At 38.6% G+C, this 20,318-nt stretch carries 22 protein-coding genes; 11 read left to right on the top strand and 11 right to left on the bottom strand.

Annotated features, from left to right (window positions below):
• Positions 1-42: 42 nt before the first annotated feature.
• Positions 43-264 (top strand): hypothetical protein, encoded by a 222-nt coding sequence (locus P0Y49_05565; protein WEK20605.1) that lies wholly within the window; start codon positions 43-45, stop codon positions 262-264.
• Between the two features lie 85 nt (positions 265-349).
• Here P0Y49_05565 and P0Y49_05560 read toward each other — a convergent pair whose 3' ends face one another.
• Genes P0Y49_05560 through P0Y49_05540 form a run of 5 tightly spaced genes read right to left on the bottom strand, consistent with a single transcriptional unit; the run spans position 350 to position 4,145 of the window.
• On the bottom strand, positions 350-1,516 hold the full coding sequence (locus P0Y49_05560) for an O-succinylhomoserine sulfhydrylase (GenBank protein WEK20604.1): 1,167 nt from the start codon (positions 1,514-1,516) through the stop codon (positions 350-352).
• A 5-nt stretch (positions 1,517-1,521) separates the two neighbouring features.
• On the bottom strand, positions 1,522-1,938 hold the full coding sequence (locus P0Y49_05555) for an OsmC family protein (GenBank protein WEK20603.1): 417 nt from the start codon (positions 1,936-1,938) through the stop codon (positions 1,522-1,524).
• Positions 1,939-1,946: 8 nt separating this feature from the next.
• A complete protein-coding gene (gene ispE, locus P0Y49_05550; protein ID WEK20602.1) occupies positions 1,947-2,750 on the bottom strand; it encodes a 4-(cytidine 5'-diphospho)-2-C-methyl-D-erythritol kinase in 804 nt (267 codons plus the stop codon).
• A gap of 47 nt (positions 2,751-2,797) precedes the next feature.
• Complete coding sequence (locus tag P0Y49_05545) at positions 2,798-3,457, bottom strand: Uma2 family endonuclease (GenBank protein WEK20601.1); 660 nt, start codon at positions 3,455-3,457, stop codon at positions 2,798-2,800.
• Between the two features lie 34 nt (positions 3,458-3,491).
• A complete protein-coding gene (locus P0Y49_05540; GenBank protein ID WEK20600.1) occupies positions 3,492-4,145 on the bottom strand; it encodes a Uma2 family endonuclease in 654 nt (217 codons plus the stop codon).
• A 423-nt stretch (positions 4,146-4,568) separates the two neighbouring features.
• Between P0Y49_05540 and P0Y49_05535 the strand changes: the two genes are divergently transcribed.
• The 6 genes from P0Y49_05535 (at position 4,569) to P0Y49_05510 (ending at position 12,116) form a co-directional block, all read left to right on the top strand.
• A complete protein-coding gene (locus tag P0Y49_05535; GenBank protein ID WEK20599.1) occupies positions 4,569-5,378 on the top strand; it encodes a hypothetical protein in 810 nt (269 codons plus the stop codon).
• A 90-nt stretch (positions 5,379-5,468) separates the two neighbouring features.
• Complete coding sequence (locus P0Y49_05530) at positions 5,469-6,263, top strand: thymidylate synthase (GenBank protein WEK20598.1); 795 nt, start codon at positions 5,469-5,471, stop codon at positions 6,261-6,263.
• Positions 6,260-6,745, top strand: coding sequence for a dihydrofolate reductase (locus P0Y49_05525; GenBank protein ID WEK20597.1), 486 nt, complete (start codon positions 6,260-6,262; stop codon positions 6,743-6,745). The genes P0Y49_05530 and P0Y49_05525 overlap by 4 nt, the downstream gene beginning before the upstream one ends.
• Positions 6,746-6,858: 113 nt before the next feature.
• The gene (secDF, locus tag P0Y49_05520) at positions 6,859-9,834 is read left to right on the top strand and encodes a protein translocase subunit SecDF (GenBank protein WEK20596.1); all 2,976 of its coding nucleotides are present in this window, start codon (positions 6,859-6,861) and stop codon (positions 9,832-9,834) included.
• Positions 9,835-9,931: 97 nt separating this feature from the next.
• Complete coding sequence (locus P0Y49_05515) at positions 9,932-11,257, top strand: NAD(P)/FAD-dependent oxidoreductase (protein ID WEK20595.1); 1,326 nt, start codon at positions 9,932-9,934, stop codon at positions 11,255-11,257.
• A complete protein-coding gene (locus tag P0Y49_05510) occupies positions 11,235-12,116 on the top strand; it encodes a hydroxymethylglutaryl-CoA lyase (GenBank protein ID WEK20594.1) in 882 nt (293 codons plus the stop codon). The genes P0Y49_05515 and P0Y49_05510 overlap by 23 nt, the downstream gene beginning before the upstream one ends.
• A gap of 22 nt (positions 12,117-12,138) precedes the next feature.
• Here the strand turns inward: P0Y49_05510 and P0Y49_05505 are convergent, their stop codons facing one another.
• Positions 12,139-12,567, bottom strand: a complete 429-nt coding sequence (locus tag P0Y49_05505; GenBank protein ID WEK20593.1) for a GNAT family N-acetyltransferase — start codon at positions 12,565-12,567, stop codon at positions 12,139-12,141.
• Positions 12,568-12,636: 69 nt separating this feature from the next.
• A complete protein-coding gene (gene fbaA, locus P0Y49_05500; protein ID WEK20592.1) occupies positions 12,637-13,716 on the bottom strand; it encodes a class II fructose-bisphosphate aldolase in 1,080 nt (359 codons plus the stop codon).
• 166 nt (positions 13,717-13,882) lie between these two features.
• On the opposite strand from fbaA, the gene accD reads away from it, so the two are divergent.
• The gene (gene accD / locus P0Y49_05495; GenBank protein ID WEK20591.1) at positions 13,883-14,728 is read left to right on the top strand and encodes an acetyl-CoA carboxylase, carboxyltransferase subunit beta; all 846 of its coding nucleotides are present in this window, start codon (positions 13,883-13,885) and stop codon (positions 14,726-14,728) included.
• A gap of 63 nt (positions 14,729-14,791) precedes the next feature.
• On the opposite strand, the gene P0Y49_05490 is transcribed toward accD, so the two are convergent.
• From P0Y49_05490 to glmM, 3 genes are all read right to left on the bottom strand, one after another.
• Positions 14,792-15,055, bottom strand: a complete 264-nt coding sequence (locus P0Y49_05490; GenBank protein ID WEK20590.1) for a hypothetical protein — start codon at positions 15,053-15,055, stop codon at positions 14,792-14,794.
• Between the two features lie 72 nt (positions 15,056-15,127).
• Complete coding sequence (locus P0Y49_05485; GenBank protein ID WEK20589.1) at positions 15,128-16,276, bottom strand: cysteine desulfurase family protein; 1,149 nt, start codon at positions 16,274-16,276, stop codon at positions 15,128-15,130.
• Positions 16,277-16,281: 5 nt separating this feature from the next.
• A complete protein-coding gene (glmM, locus tag P0Y49_05480; GenBank protein WEK20588.1) occupies positions 16,282-17,670 on the bottom strand; it encodes a phosphoglucosamine mutase in 1,389 nt (462 codons plus the stop codon).
• Positions 17,671-17,839: 169 nt separating this feature from the next.
• Between glmM and P0Y49_05475 the strand changes: the two genes are divergently transcribed.
• The 3 genes from P0Y49_05475 to P0Y49_05465 are packed head-to-tail and all read left to right on the top strand — an operon-like array spanning position 17,840 to position 19,865.
• Positions 17,840-18,571 (top strand): class I SAM-dependent methyltransferase, encoded by a 732-nt coding sequence (locus P0Y49_05475; protein WEK20587.1) that lies wholly within the window; start codon positions 17,840-17,842, stop codon positions 18,569-18,571.
• Complete coding sequence (locus P0Y49_05470) at positions 18,568-19,131, top strand: phosphatase PAP2 family protein (GenBank protein WEK20586.1); 564 nt, start codon at positions 18,568-18,570, stop codon at positions 19,129-19,131. Before P0Y49_05475 ends, P0Y49_05470 begins: the two co-directional genes overlap by 4 nt.
• Positions 19,131-19,865 carry a ZIP family metal transporter gene (locus P0Y49_05465; GenBank protein ID WEK20585.1) on the top strand — a complete coding sequence of 245 codons (735 nt, stop codon included), beginning with the start codon at positions 19,131-19,133 and terminating at the stop codon, positions 19,863-19,865. Before P0Y49_05470 ends, P0Y49_05465 begins: the two co-directional genes overlap by 1 nt.
• Here the strand turns inward: P0Y49_05465 and P0Y49_05460 are convergent.
• A complete protein-coding gene (locus P0Y49_05460; protein ID WEK20584.1) occupies positions 19,862-20,311 on the bottom strand; it encodes a MarR family transcriptional regulator in 450 nt (149 codons plus the stop codon). The genes P0Y49_05465 and P0Y49_05460 overlap by 4 nt on opposite strands.
• Positions 20,312-20,318: the final 7 nt, after the last annotated feature.

Here is a 20,318-nt window from a genome sequence, read left to right as displayed (position 1 = left end):
GTTTTAATTATCATTCTCACAGCTCTTTTTACTATTTTTTTAATGATGAATACAGATGTCGTAGAATTCGACTTCATCTTTATGAAAAGAAACATTTCTAAGCTTGCCGTAGTAGGAATTTGTACTTTTGTTGGATTTGTGCTTGGCTTTTGGACAGGACGTCCCAAAACAACAGTAAGCTCTTACGATAAGGAAGTTGAGGAACACAGCAACACCATCAACAAAAGTACACTGAGCGACGAAGACCGCGATTACATAAAATAGAGATTACCTAAAAAACATTGCATAAAAAAAGCGTGGTGCCATTTCAACTGAGAAATGATACCACGCTTTTTTTATGTATAAAATCTTAAGCCAATGCTTGCTTGATATCTCCAAGAATATCATTGATATGCTCCAGACCAATAGACAAACGAATCGACCCTTGTTCAATCCCAACCTGCAAACGCTCCTCTTCTGTTAATTTCGAATGCGTACTGGTTGCCGGATGTGTAGCGATAGATCGTGTATCACCTAGATTAGCAGAAATTGAGAACATTTTCAATTTGTTCATAAAACGGCTCGCAGCTTCAACACCGCCTTCAATTACCAGTGTCACGATACCTCCACCTTGCTTCATTTGCTTTTTAGCAATCTCATACTGCGGATGAGAAGGCAAAAATGGATACATCACTCGTTTAATGCCAGGATGAGTTTCTAAAAACTCAGCAACTTTTAAAGCATTTTCACAATGCCTATCCATGCGCACCGCAAGTGTCTCTAAACTTTTAGACAACAACCATGCATTAAATGGCGACATAGCAGGGCCACTGTGTCTTGCAAAACCTTCAATTTCTTTGATCAGAGCAGCGGAGCCCAAAATGATCCCTCCCAAAGTACGACCTTGTCCATCAATAAATTTAGTTGCCGAATGGATAGAAATATCAGCACCGAGTTTTATCGGCTGCTGTAAATACGGGGTAGCAAAGCAATTATCAACCACCAGCAAAATATTGTGCTTTTTCGCCAGTTTACCCAACCATTCCAAATCGATGATATCAATTCCGGGATTAGAAGGCGTCTCTACAAAAATCATCTTTGTATTCGGCTGTATACCACTCTCCCATTGTTCTGTTTTATCCAGATCTGCGTAAGTGTAGGTAATACCCCATTTCGAAAAAACGTTATTTAGCAATTGATGTGTCGAACCAAACACCGAACGACTAGACAACACATGATCACCCGACTTTAGAAAAGCAGCAAAAGTGGTAAATATGGCAGCCATTCCCGAAGCAGTAGCCCAACCAGCTTCCGAACCTTCAAGGGCAACCATTTTATCGATTAGCTCCGTCGTATTTGGATTGGCATAACGGCTGTAAACATTTCCTTCCTTTTCATTCGCAAAAAGCGCACGCATATCCTCCGCATCATCGAATTTATAACTTGACGTTAAATACAATGGCACTGAATGCTCTTTAAATTGTGTTCTTTCTGCCTGTAAGCGTATGGCAATGGTTTCGAAATTCTCTTCTTGCATTTTATTTATTGATGAATGGTATAGGTAAAATTAATGGTAGCAGAGCGCTCTAAAATATTGGATACAGAACAGTACTTTTCAAAGGTCATCGCCAATGCGCGTTCTACTTTTTGCACACTTAATGCACCGTAAAGATCAAAATGAATGTTAATCACATCAAATATCGGCGGCATTTCTTCGTCTTTTCTGGTTGCCTTAATGGCAATTTTCACATCATTTAAAGGCTCCTTCTGCTTAGTCAGCACATTCACCATATCAATTCCACTACAACCGCCTAAACCGACTAAAAGCATCTCCATTGGCCTGAAGCCTTTACCTTCACCTCCAATTGCAGGCTTAGCATCTAATTCCACTTTAAATCCTGCAGAATTTTCTGCTTCAAAATTAAACCTACCGCTTTTACGTACTAAATTAATCTCCATTTTAAGTATCAAACATTATAAAACACCTTGTTCTTTCCTTCAAGCTCCGGCAAACTAACCTGGCGATCAAAAATTGCATAAACACAAGAACCACTGCCACTCATCAGTGAGAATAGTGCACCAGACTGGTATAAACTTGTTTTGATCTGTTCAATCTCCGGATATATTGAAAACACAGAAGGCTCAAAATCATTTTTCAAATCAGACTTCCATTCTGCTATAGGCAAATGTATTAAATCTTTTACCGATCTACTAGGAATTATAGGCTTTATTCCGGCATAAGCTTCTGCTGTCGCTACATGAACTGGCGGTTTTACCAAGACAATGTAATATTTTGACAAATCTATTGCGATTGAACTGAACTCATCACCTTTACCAAAAGCATAAGCGGGTTGATTCTCTATAAAAAAAGCACAATCCGCACCTAAAGGCCGTGCATAATCCTGCATCACTGCAACAGACAGATTCAGCTTAAATTTCTCATTCACCAATTTAATCAAATGAGCGGCATCTGAAGAGCCTCCCCCCAAACCGGCACCTACAGGAATATTTTTGAGCAGTGTGATTTGCTGCACCGGCAGGTCGAAATCCTTTTTCAATGCCTCGAATGCTTTCAGACAAATATTATCCTCCACATTACCTGGCACATCAATCCCTTTAATAACGCAAGTAGTTTCATCTGCATCAGTAAGTTCAATAACATCATATAATTTTACAGGGTAAAAAACCGTTTCGATGTTATGGTAACCATCAGTTCTTTTTTGGATGACATCTAAACCAAGATTGATTTTAGCATTTGCAAAAGCAAGCATGTATGTTGCATTTAATGTTAGAGTGGCAAACTTACAAAAAACTCAACTTACTTCATCACGCCAAACACTTCATCAATGTTTAACCGAAAACCCGGCAAAATATCAGAAACAAACTCGCTTCCACCTTCATATAATTCACCAACAACAAACACACCATCATCATTCAGCACATACTTTAAGAAAGTTCGTTTTTTAGGATGAACAACCCAATACTCCCGCACTCCGTATTCCTCATAAATAGCAAACTTATTTTTTAACTCCTTTGTGTTGTTAGTTGGCGACAATACTTCCACCACAATATCCGGTGCACCAATACATCCCTGTTTATCCACCTTCGTCCCATCACAAACCACGCAAATATCGGGTTGCAAAACCGTGTACACATCTTTATTCGCTTTCGACTGATCCGGAAAACGGACATCAAAGGGTGCAGCAAATACCTCACAAGACTGACCTTTTAAAAATAAATACATTTCAAATTGGATCCTACCCAGCACTCGTTGGTGGTTTGGAGATGGAACAGACATTTCAAATATCTTCCCTTTAATCAACTCCAACCGCTCCGTAATCTCCCATTTCAGATAATTGGCGTAAGAATAAGTTCTGGAAAGATCAATATCACTAACCTTGTGCACTACCGTTTCCTTCTGAAGGTAAGACTTTGGTTTTTTATGAGGCTTAGTTTTTTTTACACTATCGTCATTCATAATTAAATCACTATACATCCGTTAAAACAAATTATTAATCTTCAAACACCTCATTAATATCTAATCGAAAGCCAGGTAAGAGATCTGAAACAAAATCAGCTGTCCCATCATAGGGTTTATCAGCAATAAAAATCCCATCAGCATTCCGTACATACTTCAATAAATACCGCTCCTCTGGAAACACAATCCAGTATTCACGTACGCCATACTCCTCATAAATAGCAAATTTGTTTTCCAAATCTTTTTTATTGTTGCTTGGGGATAAAATCTCCACAACAATATCTGGCGCCCATACGCATCCCCTTCTATCTATTTTAGTCACATCACAAACAATCGAAATATCAGGCTGTAAAACCGTATAAACATCCTTATTTCGCTTAGAAGCATCCGGAAAGCGCACATCAAAAGGTGCAGGATATATCCTGCAAGGATTCCTTTTTAAAAAGGAATGAAGCTCACCCGAAATCCGCCCTGAAACCAACTGATGAAACGGAGCAGGCGCTGCCATTTCAAATACCTTCCCCTTGATCAGCTCCAACCGTTCTTCAAACTGCCAGCGCAAATAGTTCGCGTAAGAATAAGTGCTCGAAAAATCAATATCACTAACCCGACTTACAATCGGCTCCCGATTTGAATACCTTTTCTTTTTCCCTTTTTTTTCAAAATCACCAGAATTGTCATTTTTCATAATATTATATCTTTAAACAAAAATACAATTCCTAATTAAATATAAAAAATATTAAAATGATATTTATTAAAATAACTATTAATTAACAAAACGTAGATCAAAGTGATAAAAAAATTAAGCAACAAATCACACTAAAAACAGCTAAATCCAACATCCTTTTTTTTATTTTAAAAACTTTACATTTAATAGAACAATTTAACTGAAAACTTTATTTAAGTTTAATATTCGTTCTACATGACGTCAATATGCGCTCGGTATCAATCCGCAGTGAGTCCGCCATGAGTCCGCGGTGAGTCCGCCTTTTTCTAGAAAAAAGGCGGACTCACCGCGCTCAAATTGCAGAAATAACGCGCCTCTCATACCAAACGCAATTCACACTCATATAGAGCGGAAACTAACCAGATATTAACACAAAGTAAAAAGATGGCAAAATTTGACGGAAAACACCTCACCGGAATGATTGGAAAACTGGTGACCAGAAAGGTTAAAAACAAACAGATTGTACAAAGAGCACCTGTCAGTGTCAAGCAGACTAAAGCTACAAAAAAAGCTGCAAGTATTTTTGGTCAGGGAAGTATTCTTGCCGGCACTATCCGCAGAAACTTCGAAGCTTTCATTAATTCCAATTACCATGGCGACATGGTTAACCGTCTTAATACTCCAATCAGGGCAGTAATAAGACAATGCTACAACCCAGAAACCGATAAATTCAATTTCGCTGAAGATAGTTTCAGCAGGCTTGCAGGTTTCGAATTTAACATCAAGTCTCTATTAAGCAACAACCTTTGGGTAACGCCGGAAATGAGCCTTAACGGAAACATACTTAAAATAAGTATCCCTGAGGCTAAAATCCCTAAGCAACTTAAATTTCCTTCCAGAGCCAATCTATGTGAACTTACGGTTGTTGTTACGCTTATTTCATTACAACAAGCAAAATTTAAGCACCCTTTGTTTCAAAGCATTGAGATCAGTAAAACCCAGGATACCTTAGCGGCTCAAGAGTTCACTTTTGAAGTCCCAGATGGATGTTTATGCGTTGCGGGTTTAAACCTGGGCTACTTTTCGCTACACAACAGTATTAAAACAATCCTCAACAACAAAGATTTTAATCCAGCAGGACTTTTAGGAGCTATCATTGTCCCCGGCGAATTTGTGCTTCCGGCTCCTATCATTACGCCTAATAGCGTCAGTACAATACCTTGGTTTGACATTTATGATTTAAACTTATATTAATCCCCCTATGTTGATTTTTAGGTATCTAAGGGCTTCAAACATCCCTAATATTATGTACTTTTGTCTTGGGTTTACCCCTGTTAAACAATTATGAAGCAATATTTAGATTTAATGCAGCATGTGCTGGATCATGGCACACAGAAACATGACCGTACCGGAACCGGAACAATTAGCGTATTTGGCTATCAGATGCGGTTTAACCTGCAAGAGGGTTTCCCTATGGTAACTACAAAAAAGCTGCATTTAAAATCCATCATACATGAGTTGATCTGGTTTTTGAGCGGCGATACCAATATCAAATATTTAAAAGACAATGGTGTGAAGATATGGGATGAATGGGCAGATGAAAATGGCGACCTGGGTCCTGTTTATGGTTCGCAATGGCGTTCATGGCCTAAACCCGATGGCGGCCATATCGATCAGATTGCACAAATCATAAATACCATTAAAAACAACCCTGATTCAAGAAGAATTATTGTTTCGGCATGGAATGTGGCCGAAATTGAAAACATGGCGCTTCCACCTTGTCATGCTTTCTTTCAGTTTTATGTAGCTGATGGAAAATTAAGCTGTCAACTTTATCAACGCAGTGCCGATATATTTTTAGGTGTTCCTTTTAACATTGCATCTTACGCTTTGCTAACCATGATGGTGGCTCAGGTATGCGGCTTAGCGTATGGTGATTTCATCCATACCCTTGGTGATGCCCATTTATACAACAACCACATTGAGCAGGCCAAACTGCAATTGAGTCGTGACACTAAAAAACTACCCACAATGCACATCAATCCTGAAGTAAAGGATATCTTCAATTTTAAATATGAAGATTTTACATTAACGGATTATGATGCCCACCCACATATTAAAGGAGCAGTTGCCGTATGATCATTTCAATAGTTGTAGCCATTGCCGAAAACAATGCCATAGGAAAAGATAACCAACTGCTTTGGTACTTGCCAAACGATTTAAAACATTTTAAACAAATCACCTCGGGCCATACCGTTATTATGGGTCGAAAAACTTTCGATTCTATTGGCAAGCCATTGCCAAACAGACGCAATATTGTAGTGACCAGAACAGCCGGATTAGAAATACCGGGAGCTGAGGTAACCAACAACATTGAGGCTGCAATTGCCCTTTGCGCAAGCGAAGAGGAGGTATTTATCGTTGGTGGTGCCGAAATCTATAAATCTGCCATGACGATCACCGATCGCATCTATCTGACCAGAGTTCACGAAAGCTATGAGGCTGACGCCTTTTTTCCTGAAATTGATTTCAACATCTGGGAAGAAACAAGTGTAGAAAAACATCTGCCGGATGAAAAAAATCGTGTAGCTTACACTTTTTCGACACTTCTACGCAAATAGTTGAGCCTCTTTAATAAAAAATCAATAAGGTGGCCTATTAATTAAAAAAATAATTAGATTTGCCGACTTGTTAAAAAAATATATAGCATATATAGACTAATAATTACAAACAAATGCAGGGTAAAGGTTTTATTAAATTTATGGCAATACTACTAGGTATTGTCTGTGTGTATTCTCTCTCATTCAACTTTGTTACCTCTAAGGTTGAAAAAGACGCAAAAGCTTATGCTAAAGGAGACGTTGAAAAAGAAAAAGCTTATTTAGACTCAATGGCCACTGTGCCGGTTTATCCGCTTTTAGGTTTTAATTATCAGTTCTGTAAAGCAAAAGAAATTAACCTTGGGTTAGACCTTAAAGGTGGTATGAACGTAACGATGGAAATTTCGTTAGGTGAGCTGGTTAAATCTTTAGCCGGAAATACTGATGATGCTAATTTTAACAAAGCATTAGCTATTGCACAACAGCAGCTAAATGCAGGTGGTAAAGATTTCATCAATTTGTTTGTAAACGAATTTGAAAAATTAGAGCCAAACAAAAAACTGGTAGATTTCTTCTCTAACCAGGACAATGCAAAATTGCTTAAGCCTAATGCAAGCAATTCTGAAGTAAAAAGCTTTTTATCTAAAGAAGCTACAAGTGCAATCGACCGCTCATTCATAATTATCAGAAGCCGTATCGATGGTTTCGGTGTAGTGAGTCCGAACATGCAAAAACAAGAAGGTACCAACCGTATCCTGATTGAGATGCCAGGTGTTCAGGACAAAGAGCGTGTACATAAATTATTACAAGGTTCTGCTGAATTGCAATTCTGGCAAGTATACCAAAATAATGAAGTATACCCTGTTTTAGAAAACATCAACAAAACGCTTGCTTTAACTTTAAAAGATACAACCTCTGTTGCAAGTGCTGCAAAAGATACTACTGCTAAAAGCGGAAGTAAATTAGCTGGCCTGGCTAAAAAAACTGAGGCTAAAGATTCAACCGGCTTAAAAAACAACGAAGCTGCAAAGTCTAATCCATTATTCGCTGTATTAAACATTCCTACTTATCAAGGTGAAAATGGTCAACCTCAATTACGTCCGGGACCGGTTGTTGGTTGGGTTGCTCAAAAAGATACTGCTAAAGTAAATGCATTCTTTAAAAGACCAGAGATCGCTGCGATCATTCCTCAGACCTACAAGTTCATGTGGAGTGCTAAGCCTGCTGATTTAGGTCCTCAATCTCCAAGCAAGATTTTTGAACTATATGCAATCAAAGTTACTTCTTTAGATGGTAAACCAGATTTAGGTGGTGATGCAATTAGTGATGCCCGTCATGACTTCGATCAGAAAGGACGTCCAGAGGTAACCATGTACATGACTGGTGATGGTGCTGCTAAATGGAAAAAAATTACTGCTGAAGCTTCTGCAAATCAAGATGATAAAAAAGCAATTGCGATTGTTTTAGATAACACGGTTTACTCTGCTCCTACTGTTCAGAACGAAATTCCTAATGGTATTTCTTCTATCACTGGTAACTTTACACAAAACGATACTCAGGATTTAGCTAACATTTTAAAGGCTGGTAAATTACCTGCACCTGCAAAAATCGTTGGTGAATTCGTAGTTGGTCCATCTTTAGGTGAAGCGGCTATTCACAATGGTTTATTGTCATTCGTACTTGCGTTTGTGGTGATCCTGATCTTCATGGCTTTGTATTACAATAAAGCAGGATGGGTTGCTAACCTTGCATTGGTGATCAACTTGTTCTTCATCATGGGTATTTTGGTATCACTAGGTGCTGTACTAACTTTACCTGGTATTGCAGGTATCGTATTGGTAATCGGTTTATCAGTAGATGCAAACATCCTGATCTTTGAACGTGTAAGGGAAGAACTTACTTTAGGTAAATCTACTCCGGTAGCGATCAAAGAAGGTTTCAAACATGCAATGTCTTCTATCATTGACTCGAACGTTACCGTATTGGTATTGGGTGTTATCCTTTATGTATTTGGTAGCGGTCCTGTTCAAGGTTTCGCAACTACATTATGTATCGGTATCTTATCTTCATTATTCTGTGCAGTATTGATCTCTCGTTTAGTATTCGATAGTTTATTAAACAAAAAAGTAGACATTACTTTTGGTAACAAACACACGATCCACGCATTTAAAAACATTGCTTTTAACTTCGTTGGACACAGAAAGCTTTATTATACTATCTCTGGAGCTATCATCCTTTTAGGTTTCATCTTCTATTTCAAAAATGGTGGTTTAAACCTTGGTATCGACTTTAAAGGTGGTAGAACTTACATCGTACATTTCGATAAAGGAATGCACACTGAAGATGTAAAAGCTAAATTGGCAGATGTTTTCCCTGAATCGGAAACCATTGTAAAAACTGCCGGTGCTGATAATGAATTAAAAATCACGACTACTTTCCATATCACTGATGCTGATATCAACGCTGATAAAACCGTTGAAGCTGCTTTAAAAACAGGTTTGACTAAAACAGGTGTGAATTACACTATTCAAAGTAATGAGAAAGTGGGTCCTGTTATCGCGAGTGACATTCTTTACAGTGCTTACGGTGCTATCTTATTCTCTTGTTTAGTGATGTTTATTTACATCGTGGTAAGGTTTAAGAAATTAAACTACGGTTTAGGTGCGGTTATCGCTTTGTTCCACGACGTATTATTGGTACTATCTTTCTATACCGTATTAGATGGTATGCTTCCATTCTCTTTAGAGATTGGTCAGGATTTCATCGCTGCTATTTTAACGGTAATGGGTTATACCATGACTGAAACGGTTGTTGTATTCGACAGGATCCGTGAGAAACTAGCAGAATCTGGTAAAGAGGATCTACATGGAAAAGAAAGAGAAACATTGATCAACTTTGCATTGAACAGCACATTAAGTCGTACTATCCTGACTTCATTAACTGTATTCTTTGTATTGTTAGTGATCTTTATCTTCGGTGGAGCAAGTATCCGCGGATTTATATTCGCCTTATTAATTGGTCGTATTATTGGTACCTACTCATCATTGTGTATCTCTACTCCGATCGTATTAGATCTTGGCGAAGCCAAAGTAGCAAAAGCTAAAAAATAAGTATAACCTACTATCATAGACAAAGGCATCCCGAAAAGGATGCCTTTGCTGTTTTAGGTCTAATTGTTGCTGTGTATATTTACTGAAACCTAAGATTATGGAGCAACATTTCCCAAAAGGCAGTAAACCAAGAATTGTTATTGTAGGAGGTGGATTTGGCGGTATTGAACTCGCTAAAAAACTATGCAGTAAAGCGGTAGAGGTAATTATGCTTGACAAACATAATTACCATACTTTCCAGCCGCTACTTTACCAGGTAGCCACTGGAGGTTTAGAAGCCGATTCCATTGCTTTTCCTTTAAGAAAAATCTTTAAAGGTCATAAAAACCTAACTTTTAGGGTAACTGAGGTAAAGAAAGTGAATGCCGCTGAAAACATCATTGAGACTACTATTGGTCCGATTGAATATGATTATTTGGTGTTGGCCACCGGTTCTACAAGTAATTTTTTTGGGCAAAACGAAATTGAGCTCAATGCCATGCCCATGAAATCCATTCCGGAAGCTTTAAACCTAAGGAGCTTAATTTTGCAAAATCTGGAGGCTGCACAGATTCCAGGTGATCCGGAATTAAAGAAACAGCTGATGAACTTTGTGATAGTTGGAGGCGGACCAACGGGTGTCGAAACCTCCGGTGCCCTGGCCGAGTTGAAGAAGCATGTACTAAAAAGTGATTACCCAGATCTGGACATTAACGATATTAATATCTATCTGATTGAGGGCTCGCCAGCATTATTAGCTGCTATGTCTGTCGAAGCTCAGCAAAAAGCTGCAAAATTTTTAACGGAACTGGGTGTTACCATTATGAACAATTCAAGGGTTCAGGCTTATGATGGGAATGTTTTAAGCCTGGTGGATGGGCAAAAAATCCCTTCATCAACAGTAATCTGGTCGGCCGGAGTAAAAGGTGTAGTGCTTGATGGGCTAAACACCGAAATAATAGTCAGAGGAAACCGGCTAAAGGTGAATGAAGTAAACCTTGTTGATGGTTATACGAACATTTATGCCATTGGCGATGTTGCAGCCATGATTAGCCCGGAATTCCCTAACGGGCACCCGGGGGTTGCCCCTGCTGCCATACAGCAGGGAAAAATGCTGGCTAAAAACCTATTAAACATCATTGAGAAGAAACCGGTAGAACCTTTTAAATATTTCGATAAAGGCACCATGGCCACGGTTGGAAGGAACAGAGCGGTGGTAGACATACATAAGATCAGATTTCAGGGTATATTTGCCTGGTTTACCTGGATGTTTGTACATTTGATGACGCTGGTAGGATTTAGAAATAAACTGGTGGTGTTTGTAAACTGGGTATGGAGCTATTTTAGTTACGACCGGGGCACCAGACTTATTATCCGTCCGTTTATCCACCCTAAAGACTTAGAAGAAATATCTACTCCTCATGATTCAACAACAAACCATTAAACTGATTGAATGTCCAAGGGATGCAATGCAAGGCATCCATGATTTTATTGACACGGATTTAAAGGCTGCTTATATTAATTTACTGCTGCAAGTGGGTTTTGATACCATAGATTTTGGCAGTTTTGTTTCACCAAAGGCAATTCCACAACTTCGGGATACTGCCGAAGTGTTATCAAAACTTGATTTAGGAAGCACAACGTCAAAGTTACTGGCCATTGTAGCCAATTTAAGAGGTGCTGAAGAGGCTTCGATACATCCGGAGATTAATTACCTTGGTTTCCCTTTTTCTATTTCTGAGACTTTCCAGCAACGCAATACAAATTCCAGCATTGCTCAATCATTGGATACCGTGAAGCGGCTTTTAGAGTTGTGTAGCAAACGTGATAAAACGGCAGTCATCTATTTATCTATGGGTTTTGGAAATCCTTATGGAGATGAGTGGAATGTAGAAATTATAGAAAGATGGGCGGATGAGTTGGTACAAAATGGCGCTCAGATACTGGCCTTATCTGATACCACCGGGGTATCTACTCCGGAAAAAATAAAAGAAATCCTCCCCTCGCTGGTTCAACGTTTTGAGCACAGCGATCAGGCTAAAAACGTTGAAATTGGCCTTCATTTACACAGTACCCCCAATACCCGCTTTGAAAAAATACAGGCTGCCTACGAAAGTGGCTGCAAACGTTTTGACAGTGCTTTGAAAGGTTTTGGTGGTTGCCCAATGGCCGCAGATGATTTAACCGGTAACATGGCGACGGAAGATCTGATCAGTTATCTAAACAGTAAGGGAGAAATCCTAAACCTGAATATGGATAAGTGGCAGGAGGCCTTACGCTTCTCCGGCAAAGTATTTTTATAGCATTTACCGCCAACAAAACGGACTACCCTTTTTTTACCATTTTAAAGTGCTGGATTCCGGCTTCTTCAAACTGTTCTCCTTCGGCTACAAAGCCAAATCTGGAATATAGGCCCATGGCATCCAATTGAGCATTGAGGTAAATGTAATGGGCACTGTCCGGCAAATCGGCAAGTGCTGCTGCAACCAGTGCCTGTCCTATCTTTTTTCCTCTAAATTCTTTTAACACTGCAAAACGCTCTAGTTTATAGCCGGCATCGGTTTTACGCCAACGGCAGGCACCACAAGGTACACCATTTAGTTCGGCCAGAAAATGAGTCGATACGTCTTCGTTTTCCCATTCCAATTCTGGTGGACAGTTTTGTTCTTCAACAAATACCTTTTTCCTTACAGCAAATGCTTTTTCAAGATCTGCTTCATTCTTTATTTTAATTACCTGAAGTTCGGTTTCCATAGCTTTCATTTAACAAATAAAGCGCCACAAGAGTAGTCTTGCAGCGCTTTATTTTTTTAATATCGAAAATTATAACTTATCGCTTGCGTTTTTGCAGTTTAAATCTTCAAATGCCTGCGTTAAGCGTTTAACAAATTGCTCTTCACCTTTACGTAACCAAACACGTGGATCGTAATATTTTTTATTTGGTTTATCTTCGCCATCAGGGTTTCCGATCTGGCCTTGAAGATAAGCTTCATTAGCTTTATAATAATCTAAAATACCTTCCCACATTGCCCATTGCATATCGGTGTCGATATTCATTTTAATGGCTCCATAAGAAATTGCTTCTCTGATTTCTTCTTGTGAAGAACCTGAACCACCATGGAATACAAAGTTGATTGGTTTTTCGGCTGTAAGGTTAAATTTCTCTTTGATGAAATCCTGAGAGTTTTTAAGGATCACCGGTTGTAACTTAACATTACCTGGCTTATATACACCATGAACGTTACCAAATGCTGCTGCAACAGTAAACTTATCGCTTACTTTACTCAATTCTTCGTAAGCATAGGCTACTTCTGAAGGTTGTGTATATAATTTAGAGCTATCTACATCACTGTTGTCTACACCATCTTCCTCACCACCGGTAACACCAAGCTCGATTTCGATGGTCATGCCCATTTTAGCCATACGCGCTAAATATTTAGCAGAGATCTCCATGTTTTCTTCGATTGGTTCTTCCGAAAGATCAAGCATGTGAGAAGAGAACAATGGCTTACCATGCTCTGCGAAGAATTTTTCGCCGTGGTCCAGCAATCCATCAATCCATGGCAATAATTTTTTAGCAGCATGGTCTGTATGTAATACTACTGCTACTCCATAATGTTCTGCCAATAAATGAACGTGTTTCGCTGCCGATACTGCACCTAGCACACATGCGTTCAAATTGTCATTGTTTAATGTTTTTCCTGCATAAAACTGTGCACCACCATTAGACAACTGGATCATAACAGGTGAATTAACTGCTTTCGCTGTTTCCATTACCGCGTTAATGGTGTTGGTTCCTGTAACATTTACTGCCGGTAAAGCAAACTGATGTTTTTTAGCCTGTTCAAACAACTCCTGAACAGCATCTCCGTAAATTACGCCTTTATAGCCTTTTAAACTCATTATTTTTAATTTTAGATATGCCGAAGTTATGAAAAATATCAAACAGGCCAAGTTAATCGTCATTATTTTTAGTGAAACCATTATGAGGTTCCATACTAATGAAAACAACCTTAAACTGTTCTAATTTTTTTTTGTTTCTTTGTAATCGCATTTTTCAACAAATAACATGGCTTGGTTTAAGAGAGAAAAAAAAGGTATCAGTACATTAACGGAAGAAAAGAAAGAGGCACCAGATGGTTTATGGAACAAGTGCCCTAATTGCAAGAAAGCGTTACATAGTGCAGACCTTGTAGAAAATAAATATGTTTGCCAATACTGCAGCTATCATTTGCGGGTTGGTTCTAAAGAATATTTTGAGGTATTGTTTGATAATAATCAATTTACAGAGCTATTTGCAAACCTGACCTCAGGAGATCCATTGGAGTTCACGGACAGTAAGCCTTATAAAGAGCGTTTGGTAGAAAGCATGGCTAAAACCGGCTTAAAAGACGCGATAAGGGCTGCTCATGGTAAAATCGAAGGTGAAGACCTTGTGGTTGCCTGCATGGACTTCAATTTTATCGGCGGATCAATGGGATCTGTAGTGGGTGAAAAGATTGCCCGCTCTATTGATTATAGTATTAAACACAAAATCCCTTTCCTGATGATTTCAAAATCAGGTGGAGCAAGGATGATGGAGGCTGCATTTTCATTAATGCAAATGGCTAAAACTTCGGCTAAACTGGCTTTATTAAGTCAGGCTAAAATCCCATACATCTCTTTATTAACAGATCCTACTACGGGTGGTGTAACTGCATCGTATGCTATGCTGGGTGATATTAATATTGCTGAACCGGGTTCATTGATCGGTTTTGCCGGACCAAGGGTAATTAAAGAAACGATTAAAAAAGATTTACCTAAGGGGTTCCAAACTGCTGAGTTTGTTTTAGAGCACGGCTTTTTAGATTTTATAGTTGACCGCAGAGCGATGAAAGCAAAACTGGCGTCATTCCTTAAAATGATGAAACACTAAGTTTAAGGTAATATAAAAAAGAAGGGTTTGTGTGCTGCACAAACCCTTCTTTTTTAACTCTGGTTATATATCTCTTCCTGGCATGGTTCCAGGTTCATGGCTAGACCCCAGGGGCCTATTCTTTCTTTTTGGTCTGATAATAAAATCTGTCCTTCCCATATCCACAACAGAGGAAGTTTCGCCGCTATCATCTTCTTTTTCACTGATCAGTTCTTCTGTTTCCTTATAAACAGTTTTTCTGTGAGCATGTCTTTCGTGCGCTTCGTCTTTGGGATCTTTTTTTTTGGATACTACTTTTTTGCCCTCACCTTTTTTTATTGTTTTCATAATCAAAAGTATTTATGTTAACAAATCCTGTTTGCTATACCATAAACAATCCTGATACTTTTTGTGTTTCGATTAAACGGAGATGTTTTTATCCACAATTTCTTTTAACTTTTCTACGACAAAATCAAGCTCTGCTTTGGTATTGTATTTACTAAAGGAAAAGCGGACAGAGGGTCTATTTGGATCTGCATGAATGCCTGTAAGCACATGAGAACCAATGTTTGATCCTGATGAGCAAGCACTGCCCCCCGAAGCGGAAACGCCATTAATATCCAGATTAAACAACAACATATCTGCCATATCCATTTCAGGGAAAGAAACATTCAATACAGTGTACAAACTCTTGTCCGGATCGGTCTCTCCATTAAAGGCAATACCTGGTATTTCTGCAACCAACTTATCTTTCATATAGCTTTTCAGCTCCTGAATATGTTTTTGGTGTAGCTCCATTTCTGCATAAGCAATTTCCAGCGCTTTGGCTAAGCCTACAATTCCGTATACATTTTCGGTACCGCCACGCATATTACGTTCTTGTGCTCCACCAAAAATCATCGGACTAATTTTAACATTATGGTTTACAAATAAGAAACCAACACCTTTAGGTCCATGCAATTTATGAGCTGCACAAACAATAAAATGTGCCTTCATCTTTCTTACATCATGGACATAATGCCCCATGGTTTGTACCGTGTCGCAATGATATATGGCATTGTAGGTTTCACAGAGATCTCCTACCCTTTCTATATCCGTTAAAGTGCCCAATTCATTATTGGCATGCATTAAGGATACGAAAGAACGCTCATTGTTTTTTAATAGCTCTTCGAGGTGATTATAATCTATATTGCCTTTTTCATCAATGTCTACAAAACTCAGCTTATCAATTACACCTTGCTTTAACAGGCTATCTAAAGTATGTTCAACCGCATGGTGTTCTATTTTAGTAGTGATGGCATGTTTGATGTTATATGCTGCGATACCACAACGAATGGCTGTATTATCAGCTTCTGTACCTCCTGAAGTAAAAAATATCTCGGCTGGTGTTGCATTTAACAATCCGGCTACCGTTTTTCTTGCTTTTTCAATCAAGGTGCGTACTTCGCGACCCTGCGCATGAATAGATGAAGGGTTTCCGTAATAATTGCTCATTACATTCATCATTTCGGCCATTACTTCCTTATCTAAAGGTGTGGTTGCAGCATTGTCTAAATAGATTCTTTCCATTCCCCCTAGTTCAACTTTAATATTTCCTTAATATCAGATATGATCTTTTCAGCAAGGTTCCCGGCTACCGTTTCGGTTCCTGCCTCGCTATAAATGCGAATAATTGGCTCGGTGTTAGAGCGGCGCAGGTGTACCCATTCCTTATCAAATTCGATCTTCAATCCATCAATGGTCGTATTTGGTTGATCTTTATATTTTTCCTGTACTTTAATCAATAAGGCATCGATATCCATCTCTGGCGTTAAAGTGATCTTATTTTTAGAAATGAAATATTCGGGATAGCTTTTACGCAATAAAGAAATAGGCTTTCCAAATTTTGCCAGATGTGTTAAGAACAATGCAATACCCACTAAAGCATCACGACCATAATGCAATTCTGGATAGATGATACCCCCATTACCTTCACCGCCAATCACTGCATTTGTTGCTTTCATCTGGTTTACAACATTTACCTCACCTACTGCTGATGCATGGTATTCACCACCTGCTCTTTCGGTAACATCACGCAATGCCCTTGTCGAAGACAGGTTAGATACCGCATTACCTGGTGTATTTTGAAGGATATAATCGGCAACTGCCACAAGTGTATACTCTTCGCCAAACATCTCACCATCTTCACAAACAAAGCACAAACGGTCTACATCCGGATCAACTACAATACCTAAATCAGCTTGTTTGCTCTGTACTACTTTAGCAATTTCAGTTAAATTTTCCGGCAGTGGTTCAGGATTATGCGGAAAATGACCATTAGGTTCACAATATAACTCATATACGGTCTCTACTCCTAAAGCTTTTAATAAAGCCGGGACAAATATTCCTCCTGTAGAGTTTACACAGTCAATGGCTATCTTAAAATTAGCTTTTTTTATAGCCTCTACATCAACCAATGGCAACGCCAGGATAATGTCTATATGTTTTTGCAGATAAGTATCATTTGGAATTACTTTCCCAAGGCTATCTACATCGGCGAATTCAAATTCAGATTTTTCAGCGATCTCCAACACTTCTTTTCCATCTGCATCACTAATAAATTCACCTTTATCGTTTAATAATTTAAGGGCATTCCATTGTTTTGGATTGTGACTTGCGGTTAAAATGATCCCACCACCTGCCTTTTCCATAGGAACAGCAATTTCTACCGTTGGTGTTGTAGATAAACCAAGGTCTATTACTTCGATACCTAATCCTTGCAGGGTTCCTATAACAAGGTTATTCACCATTTCACCAGAAATCCTGGCATCACGACCAAGAACAATCTTTTTAATGCTGGTTTTGTCAATTACCCATGAGCCGTAAGCTGCTGTGAATTTTACAATGTCTATGGGGGTTAAACCGTTGCCGGCAACGCCGCCAATCGTGCCCCTGATACCGGAGATAGATTTTATTAGTGTCAAGTTATTCAGTTTTCTTCAAAAATAAGAAAAAATCAGGGAACCGATTATTTAACTTTAGTCATTATTATAGTAAATGCAGTTAAATTGCATTTACTATAATAATAATCTCATCGGTTGCTAACCAAAACACTATATTTGTCTTTTTCTAAACATCAAAAATACTGGCTCTATGCAGCGCAAATGGTTTCAATATTGGTTCAACTCGCCTTATTATCATATTCTTTACAGTCAACGTAATGATGCTGAGGCTGAATTTCTAATTGACAATTTATCGGCTTATTTAAAGCCTGCTGCTGAATCCAGAATCCTGGATATCGCCTGTGGCCGAGGCCGACATGCCATCTATCTCAACAAAAAGGGTTATGATGTAACAGGTATAGACCTTTCGGAGCAGAGTATTAAATATGCGCAACAATTTGAACAAAAGCACCTTCACTTTTTTGTTCATGACATGCGGAAGTTATGTTTCATCAATTACTTCGACATCGCGCTGAACTTGTTTACCAGTTTTGGTTATTTTGATACGGAGAAGGACCATGTAAATGCTTTAAAATCTTTTAGAAAAGGATTAAAGGCGGATGGGACTTTGGTGATCGATTATTTTAACACACAAAAGATCATTAAAAACCTTACACATAAGGAAACCAAGACTATTGAGGGCATTGAATTTCATCTGAGTAAGTTTGTGGCTAATGGTAAGATCATTAAGCACATCAATTTTGAGCACCGCGATAAACCTTATGCTTTTGAAGAGCGTGTACAGGCTTTTGAACTGGCAGACTTTGAAAGGATGTTTGCAAAGAGTGGCTTACAGATTACCGCCAAATTTGGCAGCTATGCTTTAGAAGAATTTGATAAAAACAAATCCGATCGTTTGATATTAATCTGCAAAAAGGTATGATAGAAAGCTTACAACAATTTGATGTTGAGCTGTTTTTAAAGATCCACAGGGGAATGGCCAATCCATTTTTTGATTGGCTGCTACCTTTGATGCGTAACAGGTATTTCTGGGCTCCTCTGTATTTATTTATCCTGGTATTTTGCTTTGTAGAGTATAAAAAAAAGGGGGCTTACATTATAGGAATGCTTCTGGCAACTTTTGCGCTTGGCGATTTAATTGCCTCTAGACTGATTAAACCTTTTGTTGCACGTATCAGGCCTTGTAACGACATTAGTCTTGCGGATGAGATCATCAGACGGGTGCCTTGCGGCAGCGGATATAGTTTTCCTTCGGCTCATGCCACCAATCATTTTGCCATTGCTGTATTTCTCATTTTTGTGTTTTACGACAAGTGGAAACCTATTTTGCCAATAGGTTTATTTTGGGCATTTATCATTTCTTTTTCCCAAATCTACGTAGGCGTACATTATCCCATCGACACTATTGTGGGCGCTGTTTTAGGCACTACCATAGGCATATTTACCGCGTTCATTTATAGAAAAATACAACCGAAATCATAATGGAAATCTGGAAACTAGTCGTTTTATTTTTCAGTGCTTTTTTAGGGGGCACAGCCATCTTTTTAGTTAAAAGTGACAAATCTAAACTGCTCAAATTAATTCTCTCCTTTAGTGGTGCATATTTATTTGCAATTACTGTTTTACATTTAATACCGGATGCTTATAGTGGACCGGATCATGAAGATATAGGCTTATTTATTTTAATAGGCTTTTTATTACAAATTGTGCTTGAACAGTTTTCGGAAGGTGTTGAACATGGACACATCCACAAGCACAACGAAAATAAGATATTCCCTTATGGCATTATGGTCAGTTTATGCTTACATGCTTTCCTTGAAGGAATGCCTGTGGCTAAGGACCAGCACAATGCATTGATTTATGGCATTGCGTTGCATCATATTCCTGCTGCATTTGCATTGGCTAGTATCCTTTTACAGAGTCATTTTAGCAGAAACAGTATTGTATTTTTCATCAGTATTTTTGCGATTATGGCACCGCTTGGTTTTTATGTGAGTTACGGCCTGAGTACGGGTACCATCGGGGGTATAGAGGAATATTTCAATAAAATTATGGGTATAGTGATTGGTATATTTTTACATATCTCTACTACTATCCTATTCGAATCGAGTGTTGATCACAAGGTAAGTAAGCGTAAAATGATTGCAGTATTATTGGGTGTCGGGATAGCTTTGATCGGTTTTTACACCTCCGGACACAGTCACCATGCACACTAACCTCTCATTTTATCGAGCAAAACATTTAACATTTCGGCTTCTCCAGGTGTTAAATTTGAGGCAGTCATAGCGGAAAGGTCTATTTCTCCGTCCATCTGTTTGAGGAGGGCTAGTCCTTTTTGGGAGATTAGAATGTCGACAGCTCTTTTATCGTCAGGATTCATCTCCTTTAATGCAAGCTCCTTCTGAACCAGGCGATCTACAATTCTTGAGGCATCAGACATTTTATCCAGCAACCTTGATCTTAACAGATTAATGGTGGAAGGATTTGGATACTGGCCTCTTAGAATCCGTAAAATATTGAACTGCTGAATAGTGATGTCGTAAGGCGATACGACTTGTTTTAACTGATCATTACACCATCCATATGTAAACAAAACATTCACTACTACTTTCTGGTGTATACTTTCAAATCGGGAAGTTTTCGTTTCTTTCTGCAGCTCCATCTTTTAT

Source organism: Candidatus Pedobacter colombiensis, from assembly GCA_029202485.1.
Lineage (GTDB): Bacteria > Bacteroidota > Bacteroidia > Sphingobacteriales > Sphingobacteriaceae > Pedobacter > Pedobacter colombiensis.
Note: the sequence above shows the minus strand (reverse complement) of the source record. Positions and strands in the feature narration are given on the sequence as shown.